This window comes from Sinomonas cellulolyticus, from assembly GCF_014656475.1.
Taxonomy (GTDB): Bacteria; Actinomycetota; Actinomycetes; order Actinomycetales; family Micrococcaceae; genus Sinomonas; species Sinomonas cellulolyticus.
The window spans coordinates 25,110-50,585 of the sequence record NZ_BNCM01000013.1 but is presented as its reverse complement, the minus strand read 5'-3'; the positions used below and the strand labels follow the sequence as shown (position 1 = coordinate 50,585).

20 protein-coding genes and 1 riboswitch are annotated in these 25,476 nt (G+C 70.4%); of the genes, 18 read left to right on the top strand and 2 right to left on the bottom strand.

The window, feature by feature from the left end:
• The first annotated feature begins 108 nt into the window (after positions 1–108).
• The 12 genes from cysD (at position 109) to IE231_RS14795 (ending at position 15,444) form a co-directional block, all read left to right on the top strand.
• A complete protein-coding gene (cysD, locus tag IE231_RS14850) occupies positions 109–1,023 on the top strand; it encodes a sulfate adenylyltransferase subunit CysD (protein ID WP_229867088.1) in 915 nt (304 codons plus the stop codon).
• A complete protein-coding gene (locus tag IE231_RS14845; RefSeq protein ID WP_189694767.1) occupies positions 1,023–2,411 on the top strand; it encodes a sulfate adenylyltransferase subunit 1 in 1,389 nt (462 codons plus the stop codon). Before cysD ends, IE231_RS14845 begins: the two co-directional genes overlap by 1 nt.
• A gap of 204 nt (positions 2,412–2,615) precedes the next feature.
• Positions 2,616–2,721: riboswitch (SAM riboswitch) on the top strand.
• Between the two features lie 72 nt (positions 2,722–2,793).
• Positions 2,794–4,149 carry an LLM class flavin-dependent oxidoreductase gene (locus IE231_RS14840; RefSeq protein WP_229867173.1) on the top strand — a complete coding sequence of 452 codons (1,356 nt, stop codon included), beginning with the start codon at positions 2,794–2,796 and terminating at the stop codon, positions 4,147–4,149.
• A 119-nt stretch (positions 4,150–4,268) separates the two neighbouring features.
• Positions 4,269–4,895, top strand: coding sequence for a dihydrofolate reductase family protein (locus tag IE231_RS14835; RefSeq protein ID WP_189694765.1), 627 nt, complete (start codon positions 4,269–4,271; stop codon positions 4,893–4,895).
• Between the two features lie 77 nt (positions 4,896–4,972).
• Positions 4,973–5,773 carry a DUF4097 family beta strand repeat-containing protein gene (locus IE231_RS14830; protein WP_189694764.1) on the top strand — a complete coding sequence of 267 codons (801 nt, stop codon included), beginning with the start codon at positions 4,973–4,975 and terminating at the stop codon, positions 5,771–5,773.
• A 209-nt stretch (positions 5,774–5,982) separates the two neighbouring features.
• Positions 5,983–8,238: a catalase/peroxidase HPI gene (katG, locus tag IE231_RS14825; protein WP_189694763.1), complete on the top strand. Its 2,256-nt coding sequence runs from the start codon at positions 5,983–5,985 to the stop codon at positions 8,236–8,238.
• 139 nt (positions 8,239–8,377) lie between these two features.
• A complete protein-coding gene (locus tag IE231_RS14820) occupies positions 8,378–9,439 on the top strand; it encodes a TM2 domain-containing protein (protein ID WP_189694762.1) in 1,062 nt (353 codons plus the stop codon).
• Positions 9,440–9,714: 275 nt separating this feature from the next.
• Positions 9,715–10,929, top strand: a complete 1,215-nt coding sequence (locus tag IE231_RS14815; RefSeq protein WP_189694761.1) for an ABC transporter substrate-binding protein — start codon at positions 9,715–9,717, stop codon at positions 10,927–10,929.
• The gene (locus tag IE231_RS14810) at positions 10,926–11,651 is read left to right on the top strand and encodes an ABC transporter ATP-binding protein (protein WP_189694760.1); all 726 of its coding nucleotides are present in this window, start codon (positions 10,926–10,928) and stop codon (positions 11,649–11,651) included. Before IE231_RS14815 ends, IE231_RS14810 begins: the two co-directional genes overlap by 4 nt.
• Positions 11,641–12,591: an ABC transporter permease gene (locus IE231_RS14805; protein ID WP_189694759.1), complete on the top strand. Its 951-nt coding sequence runs from the start codon at positions 11,641–11,643 to the stop codon at positions 12,589–12,591. Before IE231_RS14810 ends, IE231_RS14805 begins: the two co-directional genes overlap by 11 nt.
• The gene (cobA, locus tag IE231_RS14800) at positions 12,588–13,895 is read left to right on the top strand and encodes a uroporphyrinogen-III C-methyltransferase (RefSeq protein ID WP_189694758.1); all 1,308 of its coding nucleotides are present in this window, start codon (positions 12,588–12,590) and stop codon (positions 13,893–13,895) included. The genes IE231_RS14805 and cobA overlap by 4 nt, the downstream gene beginning before the upstream one ends.
• Before the next feature lie 46 nt (positions 13,896–13,941).
• Positions 13,942–15,444, top strand: coding sequence for an FAD-dependent oxidoreductase (locus IE231_RS14795; protein ID WP_189694757.1), 1,503 nt, complete (start codon positions 13,942–13,944; stop codon positions 15,442–15,444).
• A gap of 54 nt (positions 15,445–15,498) precedes the next feature.
• On the opposite strand, the gene IE231_RS14790 is transcribed toward IE231_RS14795, so the two are convergent.
• Complete coding sequence (locus tag IE231_RS14790; protein ID WP_189694756.1) at positions 15,499–16,929, bottom strand: PucR family transcriptional regulator; 1,431 nt, start codon at positions 16,927–16,929, stop codon at positions 15,499–15,501.
• A gap of 124 nt (positions 16,930–17,053) precedes the next feature.
• Here IE231_RS14790 and gabT point away from each other — a divergent pair, with 124 nt between their 5' ends.
• From gabT to IE231_RS14765, 5 genes are all read left to right on the top strand, one after another.
• Positions 17,054–18,412, top strand: coding sequence for a 4-aminobutyrate--2-oxoglutarate transaminase (gene gabT / locus IE231_RS14785; protein WP_189694755.1), 1,359 nt, complete (start codon positions 17,054–17,056; stop codon positions 18,410–18,412).
• Between the two features lie 106 nt (positions 18,413–18,518).
• Positions 18,519–19,394 carry a universal stress protein gene (locus IE231_RS14780; RefSeq protein WP_189694754.1) on the top strand — a complete coding sequence of 292 codons (876 nt, stop codon included), beginning with the start codon at positions 18,519–18,521 and terminating at the stop codon, positions 19,392–19,394.
• A gap of 46 nt (positions 19,395–19,440) precedes the next feature.
• Positions 19,441–19,869: an OsmC family protein gene (locus IE231_RS14775; RefSeq protein ID WP_189694753.1), complete on the top strand. Its 429-nt coding sequence runs from the start codon at positions 19,441–19,443 to the stop codon at positions 19,867–19,869.
• A 93-nt stretch (positions 19,870–19,962) separates the two neighbouring features.
• Entirely contained in the window at positions 19,963–20,691 is a 729-nt protein-coding gene (locus IE231_RS14770; RefSeq protein ID WP_189694752.1) for a hypothetical protein, read from the top strand.
• Between the two features lie 291 nt (positions 20,692–20,982).
• Positions 20,983–21,945, top strand: a complete 963-nt coding sequence (locus tag IE231_RS14765) for a type IV toxin-antitoxin system AbiEi family antitoxin domain-containing protein (RefSeq protein WP_189694751.1) — start codon at positions 20,983–20,985, stop codon at positions 21,943–21,945.
• A gap of 117 nt (positions 21,946–22,062) precedes the next feature.
• Here the strand turns inward: IE231_RS14765 and rarD are convergent, their stop codons facing one another.
• Positions 22,063–23,052, bottom strand: a complete 990-nt coding sequence (gene rarD / locus IE231_RS14760; RefSeq protein ID WP_229867074.1) for an EamA family transporter RarD — start codon at positions 23,050–23,052, stop codon at positions 22,063–22,065.
• Between the two features lie 112 nt (positions 23,053–23,164).
• Between rarD and IE231_RS14755 the strand changes: the two genes are divergently transcribed.
• Complete coding sequence (locus IE231_RS14755) at positions 23,165–25,468, top strand: transglycosylase domain-containing protein (RefSeq protein WP_229867072.1); 2,304 nt, start codon at positions 23,165–23,167, stop codon at positions 25,466–25,468.
• Positions 25,469–25,476: the final 8 nt, after the last annotated feature.

The window sequence follows — 25,476 nt, the reverse complement described above, 5'->3', positions numbered from 1 at the left end:
GAAATCTCCGGAGCCGGCACGGCCGCGCCGGGAGTGGCTTCGGACCTTCCTGAGCCGCGCGCTGGGCTGACCGTAGGTCAGCCGCGCGGCGAAGGGGCGGGGGCGGCCGTGCCGGCTCCGGCTGCTGGCAGCTCGCTCGCGCTGCTCGACGCGCTGGAGGCCGAGTCGATCCACATCATCCGCGAGGTCGTCGCCGAGTTCGAGCGGCCCGCCATGCTGTTCTCGGGCGGGAAGGACTCCGTGGTCATGCTGCACCTGGCTGCGAAGGCCTTCTGGCCGGGCCGCATCCCGTTCCCCGTGCTGCACGTGGACACCGGCCACAACTTCCCCGAGGTCCTCGACTTCCGCGACCGGACCGTGGCGCGGCTTGGGCTCAAGCTCGTGGTCGGCTCCGTGCAGGAGTTCATCGACCGCGGCGAGCTCGCCGAGCGCGCCGACGGCACCCGCAACCCGCTCCAGACCGTGCCGCTCCTGGACGCGATCGAGCGCAACAGGTTCGACGCCGTGTTCGGCGGCGGACGCCGCGACGAGGACAAGGCCCGCGCCAAGGAGCGCATCCTGTCCTTGCGCGACGAGTTCGGCCAGTGGGACCCGCGCAACCAGCGCCCCGAGCTGTGGAACCTGTACAACGGCCGCCATACCGTGGGCCAGCACGTCCGCGCGTTCCCCATCAGCAACTGGACCGAGCTGGACATCTGGCGGTACATCGAGCGCGAGGGCATCGACCTTCCCTCGATCTACTACGCCCATGACCGCGATGTCTTCCAGCGCGACGGCATGTGGCGCGCCGTCGGGGAGGTGAGCCGGCCGCGCGAGGGGGAGGACGTCGTCGTGCGCACGGTGCGCTACCGGACGGTGGGTGACATGTCCTGCACCGGTGCCGTGCTCTCCGACGCCTTCACGGTGGCCGACGTGGTGCGCGAGGTGGCCGCCTCGACGCTGACTGAGCGCGGCGCGACCCGCGCGGACGACCGCATTTCCGAGGCGGCGATGGAAGATCGCAAGAAGGACGGGTACTTCTGATGACTGCTCTGGCCGAGACCACACCGGCTGACACCACCTTGGCCGAGGGAACCCTGTTCCGCTTCGCGACCGCAGGATCGGTCGACGACGGCAAGTCCACTCTCGTGGGCCGCCTCCTCCATGACTCGAAGGCGATCCTCGCCGACCAGCTCGACGCCGTGGCCCGCACGTCCGAGGCCCGTGGGTTCGGCGGGGAGAAGGGCGGGCTGGACCTCGCGCTGCTCACCGACGGCCTGCGCGCCGAGCGCGAGCAGGGCATCACGATCGACGTCGCGTACCGCTACTTCGCGACCGACCGCCGCACGTTCATCCTCGCCGACTGCCCCGGCCACGTGCAGTACACGAAGAACACGGTCACGGGCGCGTCCACCGCGGACGCCGTGGTGCTGCTCGTCGACGCGCGCAAGGGCGTGCTCGAGCAGACCCGCCGGCACCTCTCCGTGGCCGCGCTCCTGCGCGTTCCGCACGTGGTGGTAGCCGTGAACAAGATCGACCTCGTGGACTTCTCCGAGCCCGTGTTCACCGCGATCGCGCACGACGTCGCGCGGCTGGCTTCCGACCTCGGCCTCCGGGACGCTGTGGCCGTGCCCGTGTCCGCGCTCGAGGGCGACAACGTCGTGGACCGGTCCGACCGCACCCCCTGGTACGCGGGGCCTACGCTCATCGAGCTTCTCGAGTCGCTGCCGAGCACGGACGAGTTCGATGACTCCGGTTCTGCTCCTGCGGAGGCTCTTCGCTTCCCCGTCCAGACCGTGATCCGGCCGCAGGGCGCGCTCGCGCCGGGGCTGGACGAGGAGGCCTTCCGCGACTACCGCGCATACGCAGGCCAGGTGACCGAGGGCACCGTGCGTGTGGGTGACCGGGTCGCCGTCGTGACCCCCGGCCAGGCCGCGCGCGAGACGACCGTCGTGGGGATCGACGTCGCCGGGCGCACGCTCGACGAGGCCGCGGCGCCGCTGTCCGTGGCGCTGCGGCTCGCGGACGAGTTCGACGTCGCCCGCGGCGACACGATCGCCGCCGCCGGGACGCTGCCCGAGAGCACCGCCGACCTGTACGGGTCGCTGGCGTGGCTGTCCGCGAAGCCGCTGCGCGAGGGCGCGAAGGTGCTCGTGAAGCACGGGACGTCCACGGTGCGGGGGCTCGTGCGGGCCGTGACGGGGAAGCTGGACCTCGACTCGTTCGAGGTGGCGCCCGCGTCCGAGCTCGCGCTCAACGACATCGGCGAGGTCCAGATCCGCCTGGCCGCCCCGCTGCCGCTCGAGCCGTACGCGGCGCACCGCCGCACGGGTGCGTTCCTCGTGATCGATGCGCAGGACGGCAACACCCTCGCCGCCGGGATGGTCCGCCAGCACCCGGGCGACACCGAGGACGAGCGCTACTGGATCTGAGGTCGAGGCGGCGCGATGAGAGCGCAGGTGACCGGGGTGCGAAAGGCGCGCACCCCGGTCATCTGCGCACTGGGCCTGAGTGCGCCTCGCGACAGCCGGACCCGCCGGCGGCGCTAACCACCCGCCGTCGTGCGCCGCCGCAGCGTTACGCGCGGTGACGGAACAGGTTGGCCCACCACCCTGCATCCCCACACAATGGCGGTGTACCCATCCAGAGCGGCCGAGAGACCTGGCTCGTTGACGCCGCAGCAACCCGCCCCGCAGGCACAGCCCGCGGATGGCACGGTGCTACCGCCAGGACCGATGGAAAGCGAGCGTGCCCTTCGTGTCCACTTCCCCTGCGTCGAATTCCCAGCGCCAGATCCGCTTCAACGCCTTCGACATGAACTGCGTGGGCCACCAGTCGCCCGGACTGTGGCGCCACCCGCAGGACAAGAGCGCCGACTACAACACGATCGGCTACTGGACCCATCTGGCCAAGGTCCTCGAGAAGGGCCTCTTCGACGGGCTCTTCATCGCGGACGTGCTCGGCACCTACGACGTGTTCGGCGGCTCCAACGAGACGACGCTCGCCGCCGGCACCCAGGTCCCGGTCAATGATCCGTTCCTCCTCGTCTCCGCGATGGCAGCGGTCACCGAGAACCTCGGCTTCGGCGTCACCGCCGGCACAGCGTACGAGCACCCGTACCCGTTCGCGCGCCGCCTCGCCACGCTGGACCACCTCACGAACGGCCGCGTGGGCTGGAACGTCGTCACCGGGTACCTGCCCTCCGCCGCGCGGAACATGGGCCAGGAGGACCAGCTCGAGCACGACGAGCGCTACAACCACGCCGACGAGTACCTCGAGGTCATCTACAAGCTCCTCGAGGGCTCGTGGGGGGACGAGGCCGTGGTCAGAGACCGTGAAAAGGGCATCTTCACCGACCCGTCCAAGGTCCACGAGATCCGCCACGAGGGCACCTACTTCAAGGTCCCCGGCATCGCGATCACCGAGCCCAGCCCGCAGCGCACCCCGGTCATCTTCCAGGCCGGCGCCTCCTCGCGAGGAACCAAGTTCGCCGCGGAGAACGCCGAGGCCGTCTTCGTGATCGGCCCCACCAAGGAGATCCTCGCCGGCACCGTGAAGAAGCTGCGCGACGCCGTCGAGGCCGCCGGACGCGACCGCCACGACATCCGCATCTACGCGATGCAGACCATCGTCACCGGCTCCGACGAGGCCACCGCGCAGGCCAAGTTCGAGGACTACAAGTCCTACGCGGACATCAACGGGGCCCTCGCGCTCATCTCGGGCTGGATGGGCGTGGACCTCTCCACCTATGCCCCGGACGACGTGATCGGCGAGGACGTCAAGTCCAACGCCATCCAGTCCACCGTCGAGACGTTCCGCAAAGCCTCCGGAGACGAGGGCAAGCCCTGGACCATCCGCCAGCTCGCCGAGTGGGTCGGAGTCGGCGGCTTCGGGCCGGTCATCGTCGGCTCCGGGGAGGCCGTGGCCCGCGAGCTCATCGACTGGGCCGAGCAGACCGACGTCGACGGCTTCAACCTCGCCTACGCGATCACGCCCGGCACGTTCGAGGACGTCGTCGAGTTCGTGGTCCCCGAGCTGCAGAAGCTCGGCGCCTATCCGACCGAGTACGCCCCGGGCACGCTCCGCAACAAGCTCTTCGGCAAGGGCGACCGTCTCCCGGCCACCCACCGCGCCGAGCGCTTCCGGCTCGCCAACGCGCGGCGCGCCTGAGCTGCAGCGCACGACGGCGCCCGTCACCTCCCCTCGTGACGGGCGCCGTCGCGGGTCCCTAGACTCGGTCCCATCCCGAGTGGCGGCGACCAGCGCCGCGTCGGCGGAAGGGGAAGCGCATGAGTTCGATCGTGGTGCAGGCCTTCGTCACCCTCGACGGGGTGTCCCAGGCTCCGGGCGGCTCCGACGAGGACCTCGACGGCGGATTCCCGTACGGGGGGTGGCAGATGGACTTCGACCGCGCCGCCTCGGAGCGGGCGGATGCGGCCGAGGAGAACCCGGTCGCGGAGTGGGAGGAGCGGACCGAGGCACTGCTCCTCGGACGCACCACCTATGAGCTCTTCGCCAGCTCATGGGGAGTGTGGGACGAGTCCGCGCCGGGCTTCCAGGGCGAGTTGACCCGCCGGTACAACCGGATCCCAAAGTACGTTGCCTCGCACACGCTGACAGAGCTGCCCTGGAAGAACTCGCGTCTCCTGCGTCCGGACGTCCCCACGGCCGTGGCGGAGCTGCGTGAGCAACCGGGCGGTGAGATCCGCGTGTGGGGGAGCACCCAGCTGATCCGGACCCTGGCAGAGCATGACCTCGTCGACGAGTACCGGCTCATGGTCTATCCGCTCGTGCTGGGCACGGGGAAGCGGCTCTTCTCGGACGGCTTCCCGGTCTCCCGGCTTGCGCTCGCCGAGTCCCGTGCGCTGCCCTCGGGAGTGCTGGTCAACGTCTACCGCCGCGCCGTCGAGGCCTGAAAGCGCGCTTGAGGCAGGGGCCCAGATGGGGCCTTCGGCCCGTAGTCGGCGCACCCGCCCATGCCTACCGTTGCAGTGTGAGCACGGTCCAAGGCCTCCCTATCCCGCGGCGCTCGGCGGCGCCGTGGGTCGCCATCGTCGTCGGCAGCGTGCTCATTCTTGCTGCCGCAACGATGTTCCTCGGGCTTACGGTGGGCCGAGCGCCCTTCGGGGGCTCCACTACCACGAGCCAGACCTACACCGGTGCCATCAGCACAATCGATCTGCATGGGGGATCGGGGACGGTAGAGGTGCGCGCAGGCGGGAGCGCGGGGCGAGTGGATGTGGCCCGCGAGCTCAGATGGGGGCCGTTCGGCGCGCAGCCGGTGCCGAACGAGTCGCTGCATACCGGCGTCCTGAGCCTCTCCGCTGGCTGCAGCGGCCTCCTGACGTGGTGCTCGATTGACTACACCGTCTCCGTGCCGGACGGCACGACCGTCGCGGTCGACCAAGGTTCGGGCGCTGTCAGGCTCAGCGGCCGGTTCGGAACGGTGACGGCCAAGACCGGCTCCGGCTCGGTCGCCGTCAGCGGCGCCGGCGACTCCGTCCGGCTCGAGACCGGCTCGGGCGGAATCAGCAGCAACGGACTCGAGGCGTCGCAGCTCTACGCCCACACAGGGAGCGGCGGCATCGACCTCGATCTGGCGCGCGCAGCCGACTCGGTGCGAGCAGAGACGGGCTCCGGCGGCGTCACGGTCCGCGTCCCGCAGGGTTCCTACGCGGTGACCGTCAGGACCGGCTCCGGAAGCCAGCGCGTCGGCGTCGCCACCGATCCTGGCAGCCCCCATCGGATCGACGCCTCCACCGGCTCGGGCAGCGTCAGCGTGGAGTACCGCTGAGAGCAGGGTCGGTCGGCAAGAGAATCCTCACCTAAGCGGCGCCGATCACTCCGCACTGCTAGCGTCAGTCCTGAACAGTTCGGCGCAGGGGCCGCACCTTCCGCAGTCCGCGACGTCCAGCAGCCGCGCTTGTTACCACCAGAGCAAAAGCCCGGAGTCCATCAGGACGCCGTGTCCGAGGCCCAGCCCTCGGGGGAGGGAAGAATCAGATGACTGACAGCCAGCAGGGCGGATGCCCCGTCATGCATGACGGTGCAGCGACGAAGGACAGCGCCACGTCGACCGGCAGTGAGAGCGAGAACCCGGCGATCGGCTCGCCCGAGCCCAAGGCCCACGGCCCCCGCAAGAACTCGGACTGGTGGCCCAACCAGCTCGACCTCTCCGTGCTCCACGCCCACAACCCGTCGGGCAACCCGCTCGGGGCCGGATTCAACTACCGCGAGGAGTTCGCCAAGCTCGACCTGGACGCGCTCAAGCAGGACATCATCGAGGTCCTGACCACCCCGCAGGACTGGTGGCCAGCCGACTTCGGGCACTATGGCGGCCTCATGATCCGCCTGAGCTGGCACGACGCCGGTACGTACCGCGTGTTCGACGGCCGCGGTGGCGCCGGGGACGGCAGCCAGCGCTTCGCGCCCCTGAACAGCTGGCCCGACAACGCCAACCTGGACAAGGCGCGGCGGCTGCTCTGGCCCGTCAAGCAGAAGTACGGCCAGAAGATCTCCTGGGCCGACCTCCTGGTGTACGCCGGGAACGTGGCGCTTGAGTCGATGGGCTTCGATACCTTCGGGTTCGCGTTCGGCCGCGAGGACGTGTGGGAGCCCGAGGAGATCTTCTGGGGCTCAGAGGACACGTGGCTGAGCCCGGACCGCTATGTGGGCAAGGACGAGATGGTGCCCGTGGTCGGCGCCACGGAGATGGGCCTCATCTACGTCAACCCGGAAGGCCCGGAGGGAAACCCCGACCCGGCACGAGCCGCCCACTTCATCCGCGAGACCTTCGGCCGGATGGCGATGAACGATGAGGAGACCCTCGCACTCATTGCCGGCGGCCACACGTTCGGCAAGACGCATGGCGCGGCACCGGCGGACACCCACGTTGGCCCCGAGCCGGAGGGTGCGCCCCTCGAGGCCCAGGGCCTCGGATGGCTCAGCAACTACGGGAGCGGCCACGGTTCCGACACCATCACGTCCGGCCTCGAGGTCACGTGGACGGACCGGCCCACCGAGTGGAGCAACCGGTTCTTCGAGATCCTCTTCGGGTACGAGTGGGAACTGACCAAGAGCCCCGCCGGCGCCTGGCAGTGGGTGGCCAAGGATGCGCCGGAGATCATTCCGGACCCGTTCGACCCGGCCAAGAAGCACCGTCCCACGATGCTCACCACGGACCTGTCGCTCCGCGTGGACCCGACGTACGAGAAGATCGCGCGCCGCTTCCTCGAGAACCCGGACGAGTTCGCGCTCGCCTTCGGCAAGGCCTGGTACAAGCTCCTCCACCGCGACATGGGCCCCGTGGGCCCGCACATGCTCGGGCCGTGGGTCCCGGAGCCCCAGATCTGGCAGGATCCGGTCCCCGCTGTGGACCATGAGCTGGTGGACGAGGCGGATATCGCCGCGCTCAAGGCCCAACTCCTCGACGCACTCCCCGCCGAGACCCTCCTGCGCACGGCCTGGGCGTCGGCGTCGACCTTCCGCAAGACGGACCTCCGCGGCGGCGCCAACGGTGCCCGCATCCGCCTCGAACCGCAGCGCGGCTGGGAGGCCAACGAGCCCGAACAGCTCGCCGAGGCTCTGGCGGCGATCGGGGACGTGCAGGAGAAGTTCAATGCCGCTCAGGACGGCGGCAAGAAGGTCTCCCTCGCGGACCTGATCGTGCTGGGCGGCTGCGCTGCCGTGGAGAAGGGTGCGCGTGACGCCGGCTTCGACGTCACGGTGCCGTTCCGGCCCGGCCGCACGGACGCCTCGCAGGAGCAGACGGACGTCCAGTCCGTCCAGCACCTCGAGCCGCGGGCGGACGGGTTCCGCAACTACCTGCGGCAGGGTGAGAAGGTCGAGGCCGAGAAGCTGCTCGTGGACAAGGCCTACATGCTGGGCCTCTCGGCACCGGAGATGACCGTCCTCGTGGGCGGCATGAGGGTCCTGGGCGGGAACGTGGGCGGCTCTGCCCACGGCGTCCTGACCGAGCGCCCCGGCGTCCTCACGAACGACTTCTTCGTCAACCTGCTGGCCCCCGGCGCCCGCTGGCGGGCCTCCGAGGCCGAGGAGAACGTCTACGACATCACCGACGCCGCCACGGGCGAGAAGAAGTGGACCGCGACGGCGGCGGACCTCGTGTTCGGCTCCAACTCGCAGCTGCGTGCGCTGTCAGAGGTCTACGCGAGCGAGGACGCGAAGGAGAAGTTCGTCCACGACTTCGTGGCCGCATGGGCCAAGGTCATGGAGCTCGACCGCTTCGACCTCCGCTGAGACGCATTTCCGGGGGCCGGCCGGCGACGGCCGGCCCCCGGAGCTGTGCGGCCAGCGGTGCCAGTGAGAAGTGTCGGACCCCGTCCCTAGCGTGTGAAGTGCACGGCAGTTCGTCGCGCTTCTACATCAGGGGGACACCATGCACAACACGCTTCCTCCCGTACCGCCGGTCCCGCCGGCGCAGTACGGGCCCGGCAAGGCCGCCTCTGGCACCACCGTCTACCGCCAGAAGTCGTTCGTCACGACCTGGCTCCTTTCGCTCCTCCTCGGTGGGCTCGGGGCTGACCGCTTCTACCTCGGCAAGGTCGGCACCGGCATTCTCAAGCTCGTCACGGCCGGAGGCTTCGGCATCTGGGCACTCGTTGACCTCATCATCGTCCTCACGGGCCACCAGACGGACAAGAACCGCCAGCCCCTCGCCGGTTACAGCCAGCACAGGGTCATGGCACTGATCGTCTCTGCCGTCGTGGTTCTGCTGGGGCTCGTGTCCGGTGGCAGCGCCGCGGCAGTCGGCGCAGGGCAGGCGAGCGCTGGCCTCGCGAAGCCCGTCTCCGCGCAGGAAAGCGCGACGCCGGCCGCCTCCTCATCGGCAGCCGCTCCTTCTGGCGCGGCTGCCCCCGCTGTCACGCCTGCCGCAGCCGCCCCTCGGGTGACGACCCCGGCCGCGAAGGCTACGACACCGAGCACGCCGGTGCTCCCCACGAAGACCTTCACGGGTGCTGGCGACGACATCGTCTCCGTCGATCTCATGGGACTGCCCGCCGTCGTCACGTTCGACTGCCCGGCCTGCTCGAGCAACACAGTGCTCAAGAGCAACGGCGCCGACAGCCTCCTCGTCAACGAGATCGGGGCCTACTCGGGCTCACACATCGTCGATACGCGGAAGACCTCGGCCACGAGCGAGCTTGAGGTCGCCGCGGCCGGGCCTTGGACCATCACCGTCGCCGATCTCTCGACCGTGAAGCCGTCCGCTGGCCCGGTGAGCGGCCACGGCGACACCGTTGTCTACCTCCCGGGCAAGACGACCAAGGCGGCGATCACCAACGCGGGCCCCAGCAACTTCGTGGTGATCGGCTACGGGTCGAGCTACCCGCAGCTCGCAGTGAATGAGATCGGCTCGTACTCCGGAACCGTCCGCCTCACAGCCCCGGCCTTCGTACAGGTCGAGTCGAGCGGCGACTGGACGATCACACCCCAGTAGCCAACCCCGAGTGCCAGTAGCCAACCCGAGTGCCGCGGATCCGGCGGCGTGTCCGCGGCACTCGTGTCGGTCTCCGTCTCAGCGCTACGTGACGCCTCGTGACGTAGCGTGACCGCCCGTGACCGGGCCCTTTGCGGAGCCCCGGCAGCCCTCCATGCTTGAACGCATGACCTCGCAGACCAGCATCCCGACGGCGGCGCGAATGCCGCGATGTCGGGCCCGTCGATAGGCCCCAGCCCGCGACCTGACGACCAGCGAGACCAAGGATCTGACCGATGAGCCAGAGCACCGCCCCGACCGAGGCGACGAGCCCGCCCGGCACCCCACGAACCATCCGCATCACCGCAGACCCGGAGCCCCGCCCCCGCCGTGGCCGCACGCTCGGGATCGCGGCCGCCGTCGTGCTCCTCCTCGGCGCCGGCACCCTCGCCGCCGCTCTCGCCACCGGGCAGCCGAACCCCGCGCCAGCGGCGGCAGCGAACGCTGCTGGCACCCCGGCGCCGCAGCTGCGGCTCGGCTACTTCGGCAACGTGACCCACGCGTCGGCGCTGATCGGCGTGCAGGAGGACCTGCTCGGCACCGCCCTCCAGGACGCCGGCACGCCGGAACTGTCCACGCAGGTGTTCGATGCCGGCCCCGCGGCGATCGAGGCGCTCAACGCCGGAGCGATCGACGCGGCGTACGTCGGCCCGAATCCGGCCATCAACTCGTTCGTCCAGAGCCACGGCGAATCGGTCGCCGTGATCGCGGGCGCGGCGGCAGGGGGCGCCCAGCTGGTGGTGAAGGCCGGCATCACGAGCCCGGACCAGCTCAAGGGTGCCGTGCTTGCCACGCCGCAGCTCGGCGGGACCCAGGACGTGGCGCTGCGCGCCTATCTCGCAGGGAAGGGCCTCAAGACCAGCCCCAACGGCGGCGGCGACGCGACCATCAACCCCACCGACAATGCCCAGACCCTCAGACTCTTCACCAACGGCAAGATCGACGGAGCGTGGCTGCCCGAGCCGTGGGCGTCGCGCCTCGTCCTGCAGGCCGGCGCGCATGTTCTCGTGGACGAGAAGGACCTGTGGGACGGTGCCGGGACCGCCAAGCCCGGCCTCTTCCCGACCACAGTGCTCATCGTCAACAAGAAGTTCGCCGCCGACCACCCCCAGACCGTGCAGGCGCTCCTGAAGGGCCACGTCGCGGCGATCGACTGGCTCAACCATGCCACCCCCGCCGAGAAGGCCGCCGCCGTGAACGCTGGCCTCAAGGCGGCCGCCGGCGCTGAGCTGCCGGCTGACGTCCTCGAGCGCTCCCTCGCGAACATCACGTTCACCGCCGACCCGCTGGCCGGCGCCTTCCCGAAGCTCCTGCACGACGGCGTGGCCGTGGGCGTCACGAAGGACGCCGACCTCCACGGACTCTTCGACCTGCGCGGGCTCAACGAGGCCCTCGCTGCTGCGGGCCATCCGTCGGTCGGCGCCGCGGGCCTCGGACAGGAGACGCCATGACGGTCCTCCTGGAGAACCTCGGCAAGCGGTTCGGTGACGGCGCACCCGTGCTCGAGGGGGTCACCGCGAGCATCGCCCAAGGAGAGTTCGTCGCCCTCCTGGGCGCCTCCGGATGCGGCAAGTCCACCCTCCTGAACATCATCGCGGGACTCGAGCGGCCCACCGCGGGCGCCCTGGAGGTCCCGGCGGACGGTGCGGCCTTCATGTTCCAGGACGCAGCCCTGTACCCCTGGCTCACGGCCCGCGGCAACGTGGAGCTCGCGCTGCGGCTCCGGGGCGTCGGCAAGGCCGAGCGCCGCGCACGGGCCACGGACCTCCTCGACCTCGTGCGGCTCGGCGAGGCGGCCGACCGCCGCCCGCACGAGCTCTCCGGAGGGATGCGCCAGCGGGTCGCCCTCGCCAGGGCCCTCTCACAGGACCGGCAGGTGCTCCTCATGGACGAGCCCTTCGCAGCCCTCGACGCCATCACCCGCGACCTCCTCCACGAGGAGCTCACCCGGATCTGGCGCGAGACCGGCCGCACCATCATCTTCGTCACCCACAACGTCCGTGAGGCCGTGCGCCTCGGGCAGCGGGTGCTGCTCCTCTCCTCGCGCCCCGGCCGTGTGGTCGCGGAATGGGCCGTGGACGAGGCGACGAAGAGCGACGCCGGCGCTTCCGCCGCCCTCGCGAACCAGCTCACCTCCCGCCTCCGTGAGGAGATCGCCCGCCATGCCAGGTAACCCCACGCTCGAGAAGGAGCTGCCCCGCGGTGAGGCGACCGGCGCGCCCACGCCGGATGCCGCCGTCGTGCGCGACACCCCGGTGCGGGCGGCCGACCTCGCCACGATCGAGGCGGGCCTGGACCACCTCCAGTCCGAGGCCACCCGACGCCGTCGCGACTGGACCCGCATCCTCCTCCCGCTGGCGGCCGTGGCAGCCCTCATCATCGCGTGGCAGCTGTACGTGGCCCTGGGCTTCAGGCGGCGGGACCTCGTGCCCGGACCGCTCGACGTCGCGGCATCCTTCGGCGGCCTGTGGGCCGAGGGCCGCGCGCAGGAGGCCGTCCTGACCTCGCTGGGCCGCGGGCTGATCGGCTTCGCAGTGAGCGTCGTGGTGGCCACCCCGCTCGGGCTCCTGCTGGGCCAGGCCAAGCCGCTGCGCCGCGCGTTCGGTCCCCTCATCTCGGGCCTGCAGGTCCTCCCCTCCGTCGCGTGGGTGCCGGCCGCGATCATCTGGTTCGGCCTCACGGACGCGACCGTCTACTTCGTGGTGCTCATGGGCGCGATCCCGTCGATCGTCAACGGGCTCGTCGCAGGCATCGACCAGGTCCCGCCGCAGTACCGCTCGGTCGCGAAGGTCCTCGGAGCGTCCAAGGGGGAGCTCGCACTGCGGGTCATCCTGCCGGCGGCGCTGCCCGGGTACCTGGCGGGGCTCAAGCAGGGCTGGGCGTTCTCGTGGCGCTCGCTCATGGCCGCGGAGATCATCGCGGTGGGCGGCACGCTCGGGTTCGGCCTCGGGTCCCTCCTGGACCAGGGCCGCACGCTCAGCGACATGGGCGTGGTCATGAGCGCCATCCTTGTGATCCTCGCTGTCGGCATCGCGATCGAGCTGGCGGTCTTCTCACCCCTCGAACGTCGGCTCCTCGCGGGCCGCGGACTGCTCGCAGGAGGCACCCGATGAGCGGAATCGACCTGTACCCCACCTCGTTGCGCCTGCTCGGCCGTGACGTGCTCGTGGTCGGCGGCGGCGCCGTGGCCGCGCGCCGGGCGCAGGGCCTGCTCGACGCCGGTGCGAATGTCACCGTCGTGGCGCCCGAGGCGGGGCCCGGCGTCGTGCGACTGGCCGACGCCGGACTCCTTACGTGGGTGCGCCGCGGCTACGAGACGGCCGACCTGGACGGAAAGTGGTTTGTGCAGACGGCGACGGGCCAGCCCAGCGTGGACGCCCGCGTCGCGGCCGAGGCGGAAGACCGCCGGATCTGGTGCGTCAACGCCGCGGACCATGAGGCCTCCGCCGCGTGGACACCGGCGGTGGCCCGCGTGGACGATGTCACCGTGGCCGTCAACGCCGGCGGCGACCCGCGCCGCGCCAAGGCGCTCAAGGATGCCATCGTCCTCGCGCTGCGGACCGGCCGGCTGCCGCTGCGGCGGCACCGGAAGGCCGCTTCCGTGGATTCCGCGCACGACGGCGCGCGGCCGGCTCTTGCTGGTTCCTTCCCTTCCGCTTCGGTCCCTGTGGGACGGGTCGCTCTCGTGGGCGGCGGCCCCGGCGACGCCGGTCTCATCACGGTGCGCGGGCGTCAGCTGCTGGCCGAGGCGGACGTCGTCGTGGCGGACCGGCTCGGCCCCCGCGGGCTCCTGTCCGAGCTGGGGGAGGGCGTGCGCGTCATCGAGGTCGGCAAGGCCCCCGGCGCGCACACCGCCACGCAGGACGAGATCAACGCCGTCCTCGTGCGGGAAGCCGCGGCGGGCAACGCGGTCGTGCGCTTGAAGGGCGGCGACCCGTACGTCCTGGGGCGCGGCGGCGAGGAGGCGCAGTACTGCCGTGAGCACGGGATCGACGTCGAGGTGGTGCCGGGCGTGACGAGCGCGGTGTCCGTGCCAGCCGCTGCCGGCATCCCGGTGACGCACCGCGGCCTCGCCACCGGGTTCTCCGTGGCCACGGGCCACGACGAACTCGCCGAGCTCCCCGCCCGGCCCGACCACACTATCGTCCTGCTCATGGGCGTGAGGCGGCTCGCCGAGTCCGTCGCGGTGCTGCGCTCGCGGGGCCTCGGCGGAGGCACTCCCGTGGCCATCGTCGAGCGCGGATGGACGCCCGAGCAGCGCGTCACCGTCGCCACGCTCGATAGGATCGTTGACCGTGCCCGTACCGTCGGAATCTCGAACCCCGCGGTGATCGTGATTGGCGACGTTGTCCGGGTGAGCCCCTACGCCGCCGGCCTCGTCGCGGCCGCGCCCGCACCCGCCCTGCAGACCACCTGACCCAGAACCCCCCCGGCCCAGCGAACGAAACCGAAGGAACACAGCCGTGTCGAACACTCCCGAGTCCACCAGCGCAGCCCGCGGCTCCGCCGAGCGCCCGTCACAGCAGCGTCCGTTGCGTGTCGCCGTCGTCGGCTCCGGCCCCGCCGGCGTCTACGCGGCCGACCTGCTCACCAAGAGCGCGCCCGTCGCCTCCGGCGAGCTGGCCCTGAGCATTGACCTCTTCGACCGGTACCCGGCGCCCTACGGCCTGATCCGCTACGGCGTCGCCCCGGACCATCCGCGCATCAAGGGCATCGTCACTGCGCTGCACAAGGTCCTGGACCGCGGCGACATCCGCTTCTTCGGCAACGTCGACTACGGCACGGACCTCTCCCTCGCCGACCTGCAGCGCCACTACGACGCGGTCATCTTCGCGACGGGCGCCGTCAAGGACGCGGACCTGAACATCCCGGGCGTCGAGCTCGAGGGCTCGTTCGGCGCGGCCGACTTCGTGTCCTGGTACGACGGCCACCCCGACGTCCCCCGCGAGTGGCCGCTCGAGGCGCGCGAGATCGCGGTGATCGGCAACGGCAACGTCGCGCTCGACGTCGCCCGCGTCCTCTCCAAGCATGCCGACGAGCTGCTCGTGACCGAGATCCCGGACAACGTCTACCGGATCCTCAAGGAGTCCCCGGTGACCGACGTGCACGTGTTCGGGCGCCGCGGCCCCGCTCAGGTGAAGTTCACCCCGCTCGAGCTGCGCGAGCTCTCGCACTCGCACGACGTGGACCTCGTCCTGTACCCGGAGGACTTCGAGTTCGACGAGGCCTCCGACCGGGAGATCCAGACCAACAACCAGGTCAAGACCATGGTCGGCACCCTCACGAACTGGATCGCCGAGCAGCCCGAGGACCCGGCCGAGCTGACCGCCTCGCGCCGACTGCACCTCCACTTCCTGCAGAGCCCCGTAGAGATCGTGGACTCCCCGGAGACGCCGGGGAAGGTGGCCGGCATCCGGTTCGAGCGGCAGGAACTCGACGGGACCGGGAACGTCCGCGGCACCGGCGAGCTCGTCGACTACCCCGTCCAGGCCGTGTACCGGGCCATCGGCTACTTCGGCTCGGCGCTGCCAGACGTCGAGTTCGACCACCGCCGCGGCGTGATCCCGAACGACGGCGGCCGCGTTCTGGACGCCGACGGCGCCCACGTCCCCGGCCTCTACGCGACCGGCTGGATCAAGCGCGGCCCGGTTGGCCTCATCGGCCACACGAAGGGCGACGCGCTTGAGACCATCAACCACCTCCTCGCGGCCCGCGAGGAGCTCCCGGCCGCGGCCGTGCCGGACGAGGAGGCGGTGACGGACCTGCTCGCCGAGCGCGGCGTCGAGTACACGACGTGGGAGGGGTGGCTCGCCCTCGACGCGCACGAGAAGGCCCTCGGCGCCGCCGCCGAACCGGCGCAGACGCACCGTGGGCCGGTGGCCCGGGAGCGTGTGAAGGTCGTGGCGCGCGAGGAGATGGTGGCCGTCTCAAACGGCGCCGCTGTCACGGGCGCTCCGACCAACTAGCCCCTCGGCCTGGGAGCCGCTTCCCAGGAAGCGGTTCCCGGACGGACGGCAGCCCTACGCCCTGGCGACCTTCCGCACGGCCAGGGCGAGGAAGAGCTGGACGCGGTCGGCAGTGACGGCCGGGTCATACCCGGTCAGCTCCGCGATCTGCCCGAGGCGGTACCGCACGGTGTTCCGGTGCAGGCTGAGCTTCTCGGCCACCTGCGCCACGGACCCGTTGAGCGCCAGGTAGGTCTCGAGCGTGTGCACGAGCTCGGCCCCGTGCTGCCGGTCGAACCGGGTCAGCGGGCCGATGGCCTCTCCGGCCATGTCGGCGAGCGGGACGTCCTCGCTCGCGAGCAGCAGCGACGTGATGCTCAGCCGCTCCGGCTCGTTCACCTCGAGCCCGCGGCTGGCCGCCTCCTTGGCCTCGAAGTAGCTCCACCGGACGCCGTTGGGCTTCGTGTACGAGCCGCCGATCCCGATCGTGGCATGGATGCCCGCCTCGGTGAGGTGGTCCGCGAGGAGGCGTCCCAGCTTGGGCGCCCGCGCGCCGTCGTCCTCCACGACCACGAGGAGATCCCGATCGAGGATCGCCGTGACGGCGCCCTCGAGCGCCGCTGGGAGCGTCACGCCGCGCAGGGCCTTGTGGTGCGCGGCTGATTCGGCGAGCAGCACCACGTTGCGCCGGGTGGAGTTCACGTCGATCCCGGCGAGGCGGCGTGACGCCTCGTCGGTCTCGAGGGTCCCGCGCACGACGTCGTTCATCACCTGCCCGGCGAGGGCCCGCTGGGACTGGCGCTGCTTCATGAGGTTGTTGAGCTCGATGCTGATGAGGTTCTGTGCGTACGAGATGATGCCGGTGTCCTCGAAGGGCTTCTTGGCCCACAGCGTGCAGGCGTCCCGGCGCCCGGTGGGCACGGGGAACGGCACCCAGCGGTCCATGGTCGGCATGCCGGACTCCGGGCTCGAGGAGTGGACCTGCGCGGTGAACTGGGTCAGGACGAGGTCGGTGCGCAGCATGGCGCCGAGGTGCTTGAGCAGGTCCGGCAGGCCGCCGCCGGTCAGGAGCGAGCGGGCGAGGACCTGGTGCGCCCCGATGAGCCGCTCGAGGCTCGCGTAGTGGTCTGCGGAATGGGAGTCGGCGACGAGCTTGCCGATCGCCATGAAGGGGGTCCGATAAGGGACTTCGAGGACGGGCACGTTCCACCGGTTCGCCTCCGCGATGAGGGCAGGCGGGATCTGGTCGTGGCCGAGGCCGATCCCGAAGCCGATCCCGAGTGCGCCCGCGCGCTTGAGGACGCGCACGAACCTGCGCTGCTCCGTCGCCGTGCGCTGGCGGACGCCTGTGGTGAGGACGAGCTCCCCGCCCGTGAGGAACGGCGCAGGGTTCTCGAGCTCCGTCACCGCCACCCAGCGGATCTCGTCGGCGCCCACCGCAGCGGAGCCCGCGAGCCGGAGGCCGAGATCGGCATGCGTGAGGAGCTGCGCAAGGGTCAGAGCCATGCCTCCAACTATAGGGACGGAGGCTGGTTGATCGCACTACGCCCGGGAGCGGGAATCATGCGATTGGCCATTCACCGTGTGGTCCTGCTCGCATTACGTTGGGACGGACGAAAGGACACCCCCCATGGACATCCAGTACCGACTCGAGCAGAAGCGCAAGGTCCTCAAGGACTTCCCCGGACCCAAGTCCCTTGAGCTGGCAGAGCGCCGCGCCCAGGCCGTCGCCGCTGGCGTCGCCTCGTCCGTGCCGGTGTACGTGGCGGACGCCGACGGCGGCATCATCCACGACGTGGACGGCAACTCCTTCATCGACCTCGGCTCCGGCATCGCGGTGACCACCGTGGGCGCCTCCGACCCCGCCGTGGTGGGTGCCGTCAAGGAGCAGGTCGAGCACTTCACGCACACGTGCTTCATGGTGTCCCCCTATGAGGGCTACGTCGCCGTTGCCGAGAAGCTCAACCAGCTCACGCCCGGCGAGCACGCCAAGCGCACGGTGCTGTTCAACTCCGGCGCCGAGGCCGTCGAGAACGCGGTCAAGATCGCCCGCGTCGCCACCGGCCGCAGCGCCGTCGTCGCCTTCGACCACGCGTACCACGGCCGCACCAACCTCACAATGGGCCTCACGGCCAAGGCCATGCCGTACAAGCACGGCTTCGGCCCGTTCGCCGGCGAGGTCTACCGCGCCCCGATGAGCTACCCGTTCCGCGAGGAGAACCCGCAGATCACGGGCAAGGAGGCGGCCGAGAGGGCCATTCTCATGATGAGCAAGCAGATCGGGGCCGACCAGATCGCGGCCATCCTCATCGAGCCGATCCAGGGAGAAGGCGGCTTCATCGTCCCCGCCGAGGGGTTCCTGCCGCGGATCGCCGAGTTCGCCAAGGAGAATGGCATCGTCTTCATCGCGGACGAGGTCCAGTCGGGCTTCGCGCGCACCGGCGAGTGGTTCGCCGTCCAGCACGAGGGCGTGGTGCCGGACCTCATCACCACGGCGAAGGGCATCGCCGGCGGCATGCCGCTCTCGGCCGTGACCGGCCGCGCCGAGCTGCTCGACGCCGTCCACGGCGGAGGACTCGGGGGCACCTACGGCGGCAACCCCGTCGCGTGCGCTGCGGCCCTCGCTGCCATCGGGACGATGGAGACGCAGGACCTGCGCGGCCGTGCCCGCGAGATCGAGGGCATCGTCAAGGAGCGCCTCACCAAGCTGCAGGCCGAGCTCGGCGAGAACGGCATCATCGGCGACGTCCGCGGCCGCGGAGCCATGCTCGCGCTCGAGTTCGTCAAGGCCGGCAACGGCGCGGCGAAGGTCCCGGACGCCGAGGCCACCAAGAAGGTCGCCGAGTACTGCCTCAAGGAAGGCGTCATCATCCTCACCTGCGGCACCTACGGCAACGTGGTCCGCCTCCTGCCGCCGCTCGTCATCGGCGACGAGCTGCTCGGCGACGCGCTGGACGTCCTCGAGGCCGCAATCCGCTCCGTCGCATAGCGACCGGTAGAGTCTGCGGTACCAGCCGCAGACCGGACGAGGGTGCCCGGCAGTCCCGGGCGCCCTCGCTTGTCTGCCGTGACTCGACCTACGAAAGGCACAGGCCATGCGTTATGTCGTCGGATACCAGCCGGACCAGCGCGGTGCGGATGCGGTGGCGCTGGGGGTGGCGATAGCCCGAGCCCAGGACGCCTCCCTGGACCTCATGCTCGTGCTCTCGCAGGACGCGCCCTACATCGCGGCGAATCCGGACGGCCCGCGGGTGCACGCCGAAGAACAGCGCACCCTGACGGCCCAGCGCGAAGCACTGTCCCTGGTGCCCGAAGACGTCGAGGCCACCTTCCACGTGCGCCACGGCCGCTCCTTCGCCGCGACGCTCATCGAGGCGGCCGTCGAGTTCGAGGCCGCGCTGATCGTGGTCGGCGCCGCGAGCAACGGCCTGTTCAAGCGCTATACCGTCGGGTCGGTGGCCAACGCCCTCCTCCACGCCTCGCCCGTCCCGGTGGCTCTCGCACCGCGCGGCTACCAGCGCACGGATCCCATCGAACGGATCACCGCGTTCATCGGCGAGCGGCAGGGCTCCGAGGCGGCGGTCGACGTCGCACTGATCGCCGCACGGAGGCGCAACGTGCCGCTGCGCTTCGTCTCGCTCGTGGAACTCGACGAGCGGGCCGACGCGTTCGGGGAGAACATCAACGCGGCCCACCGCCACGCCAACACCGTGCTCGCCGCTGCCGCCCATCGTCTGCCCGCGGGCCACGAGGCGGCCGTCGAGGTGGCCCACGGCCGCACCTTCGAGGAGGCCGTGGACAGCATCGACTGGCTTGACGGTGAGCTCGCCCTCATCGGCTCGAGCCGCCTGGCCCAGAAGAACCAGCTGTTCCTCGGCTCCACAGCGAACAAGGTGCTCCGCTCGCTGCCCGTGCCCATGGTTGTCATCCCGCGCGACTACGAGCAGGTCGAGTCCCACCCCCTCGGCTAGCAGAACCGTTCGGGGGAGCAGAGCCCCAGGCATCCAGGAGGCAGCCATGGACTTCGCAGCAAGCATCACGACGGCGCCGGGTCGGGAGGGCGAGGCCGTCCCCACCGAGGGCCTCGTCATCCGCCACCACAGGACCGGCGCGGCGGAGGTGGACCTCGCGGTCCCGTCCGGCGGCCACCTCCTGCACCTGGCCATGGCCGCGTGCGTGTTCAACGACCTGCACGGCGCGGCGGCGGCCGCGGGCATCACCCTCGGGCGGGTCCAGGTCCGCGCGGACGGCGGCTTCGACGAGGCACTCACCCGCTCCACGGGCATCTCCCTGGACGTCGAGGCCGAGGGCGCGGCCCCGGAGGAGGACCTCGAGCGCCTCGTCCGCGACGTCGTCGGAAAGGCCGTGATCCTGAGGATCGTCGGGGCGTCCACCGGCGTGCGGCTCGCCTCCGTCGTGGTGCGCACGACGCCGGGCGGCGCCTGACGCTCGAGGTGCGCGGCCTCCGTCGTGCGCGGCACGGGCGGCGTGGGCGGCCCGAGGCTTTACGGCCCGCGCGGGCCGGGACGACCATGGACCATGAGCGCCGAACCCCATGCCGCGCCGCCCCTCCCGGTCCCCGCGCCGGACGACACCAGCCTCGCCCCGACCCCGCCGGATGCCGCGCCGGCCACGCCCCCCGCGGTCGTGGCCCAGATCCTCGCGACCGAGCACTGGAGCCTGCTCGCGACCCGCTCGGTGCTCTGGGGGGAGCTGATGAACCGCATCAGCATCCACCTCACGGTGTCCTCGGCGGCGCTCGTCGTCTTGGCCCTGGTGGCGCAGGCGACCGGGTTCGGCGAGGGATTCTGGGTCATGGCGATCGGCCTGTCGTCGGTGCTGCTCGTGCTCGGGACCCTGACGCTCCTGCGCGTCTCCCTCGGCAGCGAGGAGGACCACAACCTGATCGTCGGGATGAACCGCCTCCGGGGCGCGTACGCTGAGCTGGCCCCCGAGGTCCAGGGCACCTTCGTGACCTCCGGGCGCGATGACAGGCAGGGCGTCTTCGACACGTACTGGATGGGGGCCACACGCACTGTCGGCATTCATGCCGTCTCGAGCACGTCGTTCTTCCTCGCGTGCTTCAACTCCATGGTCGCGGGGACGCTCGCGGCACTCATCACGCATGCGGCAGGGGGCGGCACGGCTCTCGTCGCCGTGATCGGTGCCTTGGCCCTCGTGGCCTACCTCGGCGCTGGGACGTTCATCACCGGCAGGCGCATGCGGCGCGTAGGCCTCGCAGCGCGGTATACCGCGGAGCGCGGCTGAGCCGCGTGGCAGACCGTACGGCACGGCCGGGACCAGCGAGGCCGGGCCGTGGGCGGTACAGCAGGCCGTGGGCGGCATGGCAGGCCGTGCCGCCGGCCTGTTATGCCGCCCACGGCCTGTCGCGTCGGCCGGGGCCTGCTGTGTGCCATGGAGCCTGGCGTGTCCGTTGGTGGCCAGCCGTGGCGGTGCGGTGCCGGCGAGCGGCGCAAAGGGACCTCGATGGGCGACGGAGTTGTCCACATGGGTCTGAACCGAGGCGGCTCCGGGGCGACCCGCCGCAAGACTCGACACATGAGCGCTTCCCGCCTGACTGCCCTGCTCGATGTGCGATGGCCGAACGCTGCTGTCGCCTCGACCCGCGACCTCGCAGCACGCGGAATCGACCATCGGGTCCTCACCGAGGCAGTCAAGCGGCAGGAACTCGTCCGGCTGCGGCGCGGCGTGTATGCACGCCGTGCCATCTGGCGTGCGCTGAGGCCCTGGGAGCAGGACCGGCTGCGGATCGAGGCGCATTGGCTATCGACCAACGGCGCCGCCGTCTACAGCCATACCTCGGGCGCACGCGCTCACGGCCTCAGCACGTGGGACGTCGGCCCGAAGGTTCACGTCACGGTGCCGTACTCCGGATCGAAGACCAGTCACGGAGCCGACGTCGTGGCACATTCGCTCGCGGTGCCCGAGATGGATCTGGCACGAGTGGCGCTCGCACCGGGCCGCATCGCCACAGCGGTGAGTGTGGAACGGGCGGTCGCGGACTGTGCCCGCACCCTGGACATCGAGCGCGCCGCGATCGTCGGAGACAGCGCACTGCGTCGAGGGGTGACGATCGAGCGGATCCGTGCTGCCGCGGAGCGGAGCGGAGCAGTACGAGGATCGCGCAGGGTGGAGGACCTGCTTGCGGTGCTCGATGCGCGGGCCGAGTCCGCAGGCGAGACCCGGACGCGGCTGGCCCTTGCTGCGGCGGGCATTCCGGCTCCCGAGCTGCAGTACGGCATCCTCACGCCCCACGGAGTGTTCCGCGCCGATTTCGCGTGGCCCGAGCTGCTGGTGATCCTCGAGTTCGACGGCGACTCGAAGTACTTCGACTATCGTCCGACTCAGGAGGCCCTGCTGCTGGAGCGCAGGCGCGAGGTAGCACTGACGGAAGAGGGCTGGATAGTCGTGAGGGCCCGCTGGTCGGACCTCGACGCACCGTGGAGCCTGGCCGCCAGGCTCGAGGCCGCATTCGCGAGGTCGCGAAAGCTGTCAGCCTGACGGGGCGGATCGCACAGCGGGCCGCCTTGAGCGGCACGGCAGGCCTTGAGCGGCATGGCAGGCCTGGAGGGGCACAGCAGGCCAGCGGCACGGCCTGCTGTGCCGCTGAGGGCCTGTTTACCCGGCCCGGGAGGGCGCGCTCGCGGCTTCCGCGGCGAGTCCCGCCGCGCGCAGCGACGTGCGGCGGCGCCGGGCCACGAGCAGCATGTCGGCCGTGAGGATGGCGAGGGCGAGCCAGACGATCCCGAAGCCGATCCACCGCTCGGGCGCCATGTGCTCGCCCAGGATGGTCGTTGCCATGATGAACTGCAGGAGCGGGGCGATGTACTGCAGGAGGCCCACGGTGGTCATGGGCAGGCGCCGGGCCGCGGCGCCGAAGAACAGAAGCGGCACGGCCGTGATGAGGCCGCTCGCGGCGAGCAGCCAGAAGTGGGCCGTCCCGTCTGCGAACAGGGTCAACGTGCCGGCGCCCCCAAGCCAGACCATGACTGCGAGCGCCACGGGGCTCAGCACTACCGTCTCGACGGTGAGGCTCGTGACAGCGTCCACCTTCGCTCCGACGCGGTTCTTGACCAGCCCATAGAAGCCGAAGCTGAAGGCGAGGATCAGCGCGATCCACGGCACCTGCCCATAGGCGACGGTGAGCACGACGACGGCGATCGCTCCGATTCCGACTGCGGTCCACTGGAGCGGCCTCAGGCGCTCCTTGAGCACGAGGACTCCAAGCAGGACGGAGACGAGGGGATTGATGAAGTACCCGAGCGCGGCCTCGATCGTGTGCCCGGTGAGCACGCCGAAGGTGTAGGTCAGCCAGTTCACGGCGATGAGTGCCGCGGCCAAGGCCAGAGCCCAGAACGTGCGTCCGCTGCGGAACACGGCTCCGAGCGCGCGCCACGCCCGGGTCGCCGCGATGAGCGCGAAGCAGACCACGAGGGAGAACAGGACACGTCCGGCCACAATCTCCACAGGCCCGGCGGGGGCGAGAGTGAGGAAGTACAGAGGGAGCAGGCCCCAGAGGCCGTACGCTCCGATTCCATAGAGGAGTCCGCTTGTGGCGGGGGAACGGGTGGCACGCTGGCCCGACGGGCTGTGGGGGGTCTCGGTCACGACCGTAACAACCTCGCCCGGTGCCGCTGCTATTCCATAGCTGATATCAGAGCTTCAGGGTCCGTGAACAATCTTAGAATCGTCTTAGAACCATGCCAGCATGATTCGGTCCATGGCGTCCAGACCCACATCGACCCGACCGGCGCGGTTCCTTGACACCAGCACCACTCTGGGGAAGGTGCTGGTGTTCCTGGGCGTCAGCGCGCTCTGCGGAGTCCTCGTGGCGGGCCTGATGGTCCCGGCTGCGACGACGGCCGGCGCCATGACGGACGGCTCGGTGCAGTTCTTCAACAGTCTTCCCAGCGAGCTCACGACCGCACCTCCCTCACAGGTGACCCGCATCCTGGCAGCTGACGGATCGACGCTGGCCACCCTCTTCACCGAGAACCGCACCGACATCCCGCTGAGCCAGATGTCGATGAATATGCGCAATGCGATCGTGGCCATCGAGGACTACCGGTTCTATCAGCACGGCGGTGTGGACCCTCTCGGCATCCTGCGCGCGCTCACCATCGACGCGGGCGGTGGCCGCCAGGGTGCCTCTACTCTGACACAGCAGTATGTGACGAACGTGCTGAACGAGAATCTGGTGGTCCAGGGCAAGGGCGGGGACGTAGTCCTCAACGGCTACAAGACCGTTGGCGACAAGCTGCGCGAGATGAAGCTCGCCATCGCGCTCGATCAGAAGATGTCCAAGGACCAGATCCTCCAGGGCTACCTGAACATCGTGCCCTTCAGCGGGAACGCCTATGGCGTCGAGGCTGCGAGCCAGTACTTCTTCTCGACTGATGCCAAGGACCTGTCACTGCCTCAGGCCGCGCTGCTGGCCGGACTGGTCAACGGCCCCAGCTACTACAACCCGAGCCAGTACCCGGACCGGGCCGTCGCGCGCCGCAACCTCGTCCTGGACGCCATGCTCCAGCACGGCTACATCGATCAGGCGCAGCACGACCAGGCGGTCAAGGCGCCGTTGACGCTCAAGCTCAATCCGCCCCGCCAGGGGTGCCAGTACGCGGCCGAGGCCCCGTATTTCTGCGACTATGTGCTGCACGAGATCGAGAACGACCCGGACTATGGGGCGACGCCCCAGGACCGTCTCGACAGGGTCACCAGCGGAGGCCTCACGATCAAGACGACGCTGGACCCGCGCCTCCAGAAGGCCGCCCAGGCCCAGGTCGACGCGACGACGGGTTCCCATCCGGACAAATGGGGCACGTCCCTCGTGACGGTCCAGCCGGGCACGGGCAAGGTCGTGGCCATGGCCCAGAACTCGCGCATGCTCGCGGGCGAGGGCAGCGACTTCGTCACGACGTACAACTTCAATGTCGACAGTGCCGACGCGAACGGCAATTCCCTCGGGGGAGTCGGCGGCATGCAGCCAGGCTCGACCCTGAAGCCGGTGACCCTGACGGCGTGGCTCAACGAGGGCAAGCCGACAGACCAGGTTGTGGACGCTTCGCGTCGCGTGTACCCGCAGAACTACCCCTGGCACGACACGTGCGGCAAGGTCGTCGGGTACTACGACAGCTCAGTGCCTGGTTCGGTCGACCTGCAGAACGACTCCGACGGGTACTACCACCCCATGACGGTGCGCGAGGGGATCTACAACTCGATCAACACTGCCACGTTCGCCTCGGCCGCCGGACTGAACGACTTCTGCGACATCCAGCGTGCCGCGGACGCACTCGGTCTGCACGAAGGCGCGGGTTCCGGGAAGAAGATGGACATGTCGATTCTGGGCGACCTGCTCGGCGGCGAGAATGTCGCACCCCTGTCTATGGCCAATGCCTTCGCGACGTTCGCCGCCGACGGCACCTACTGTGCGCCGATCTCCATCACCGAGGTCGACGACGCGCACGGCCAGCGGATCGGGGGGCAGGCCCAGGACTGCCACGCGAACTCGCTCAGCCCGGGCGTCGCCGCCGCGGCCACCAATGTGCTCCAGGACGTCGTCACCAAGGGGTCCGGCCTCCTGATCCCGGAGAAGCTCAGCGTGCCGTACGCCATGAAGACCGGAACCAACAACCTCAACAATCAGACGTGGGTCGTCGGCTACACGAAGGGCCTCGCCACCGCCTCCTTCTTCGGGGACCCGTTCAACTCGACCGCCAGGGTGGGCCGCGACCTTACGGTCAACGGCAGGTTCTACCCGGTAGTCGACGGTGCCTACATCGCCGGTCCCCAGTGGGCCAGGTACATGCAGCAGGTCTACGCGCTCTACGACGACGGCAGCTTCACCACCCCGCCCCAGAACCTCATCACGGGGGGCAAGGCGTCGAGCAGCCCTGAGCAGAGCGGCCCGCAACAGAACGGCCAGCAGCCGAGCGCCCCGCAGCAGGGCGGCACGCCGGCGACGACGCCGAACCAGCCGGTCGCGCCGCTGGCCCCCGCCCGCAAGGGCAAAGGCAGGGGCTGACGCCGGGC

Coding starts and splice junctions, on each gene's coding strand:
- IE231_RS14820 (WP_189694762.1), top strand. CDS start 8,378: ATGCACAACACGCTTCCTCCCGTACCGCCGGTCCCGCCGGCGCAGTAC.
- katG (WP_189694763.1), top strand. CDS start 5,983: ATGACTGACAGCCAGCAGGGCGGATGCCCCGTCATGCATGACGGTGCA.
- IE231_RS14770 (WP_189694752.1), top strand. CDS start 19,963: ATGAGCGCCGAACCCCATGCCGCGCCGCCCCTCCCGGTCCCCGCGCCG.
- IE231_RS14810 (WP_189694760.1), top strand. CDS start 10,926: ATGACGGTCCTCCTGGAGAACCTCGGCAAGCGGTTCGGTGACGGCGCA.
- IE231_RS14845 (WP_189694767.1), top strand. CDS start 1,023: ATGACTGCTCTGGCCGAGACCACACCGGCTGACACCACCTTGGCCGAG.
- cobA (WP_189694758.1), top strand. CDS start 12,588: ATGAGCGGAATCGACCTGTACCCCACCTCGTTGCGCCTGCTCGGCCGT.
- IE231_RS14780 (WP_189694754.1), top strand. CDS start 18,519: ATGCGTTATGTCGTCGGATACCAGCCGGACCAGCGCGGTGCGGATGCG.
- IE231_RS14755 (WP_229867072.1), top strand. CDS start 23,165: ATGGCGTCCAGACCCACATCGACCCGACCGGCGCGGTTCCTTGACACC.
- gabT (WP_189694755.1), top strand. CDS start 17,054: ATGGACATCCAGTACCGACTCGAGCAGAAGCGCAAGGTCCTCAAGGAC.
- IE231_RS14805 (WP_189694759.1), top strand. CDS start 11,641: ATGCCAGGTAACCCCACGCTCGAGAAGGAGCTGCCCCGCGGTGAGGCG.
- IE231_RS14815 (WP_189694761.1), top strand. CDS start 9,715: ATGAGCCAGAGCACCGCCCCGACCGAGGCGACGAGCCCGCCCGGCACC.
- IE231_RS14790 (WP_189694756.1), bottom strand. CDS start 16,929: ATGGCTCTGACCCTTGCGCAGCTCCTCACGCATGCCGATCTCGGCCTC.
- IE231_RS14840 (WP_229867173.1), top strand. CDS start 2,794: ATGAACTGCGTGGGCCACCAGTCGCCCGGACTGTGGCGCCACCCGCAG.
- IE231_RS14765 (WP_189694751.1), top strand. CDS start 20,983: ATGAGCGCTTCCCGCCTGACTGCCCTGCTCGATGTGCGATGGCCGAAC.
- IE231_RS14775 (WP_189694753.1), top strand. CDS start 19,441: ATGGACTTCGCAGCAAGCATCACGACGGCGCCGGGTCGGGAGGGCGAG.
- IE231_RS14835 (WP_189694765.1), top strand. CDS start 4,269: ATGAGTTCGATCGTGGTGCAGGCCTTCGTCACCCTCGACGGGGTGTCC.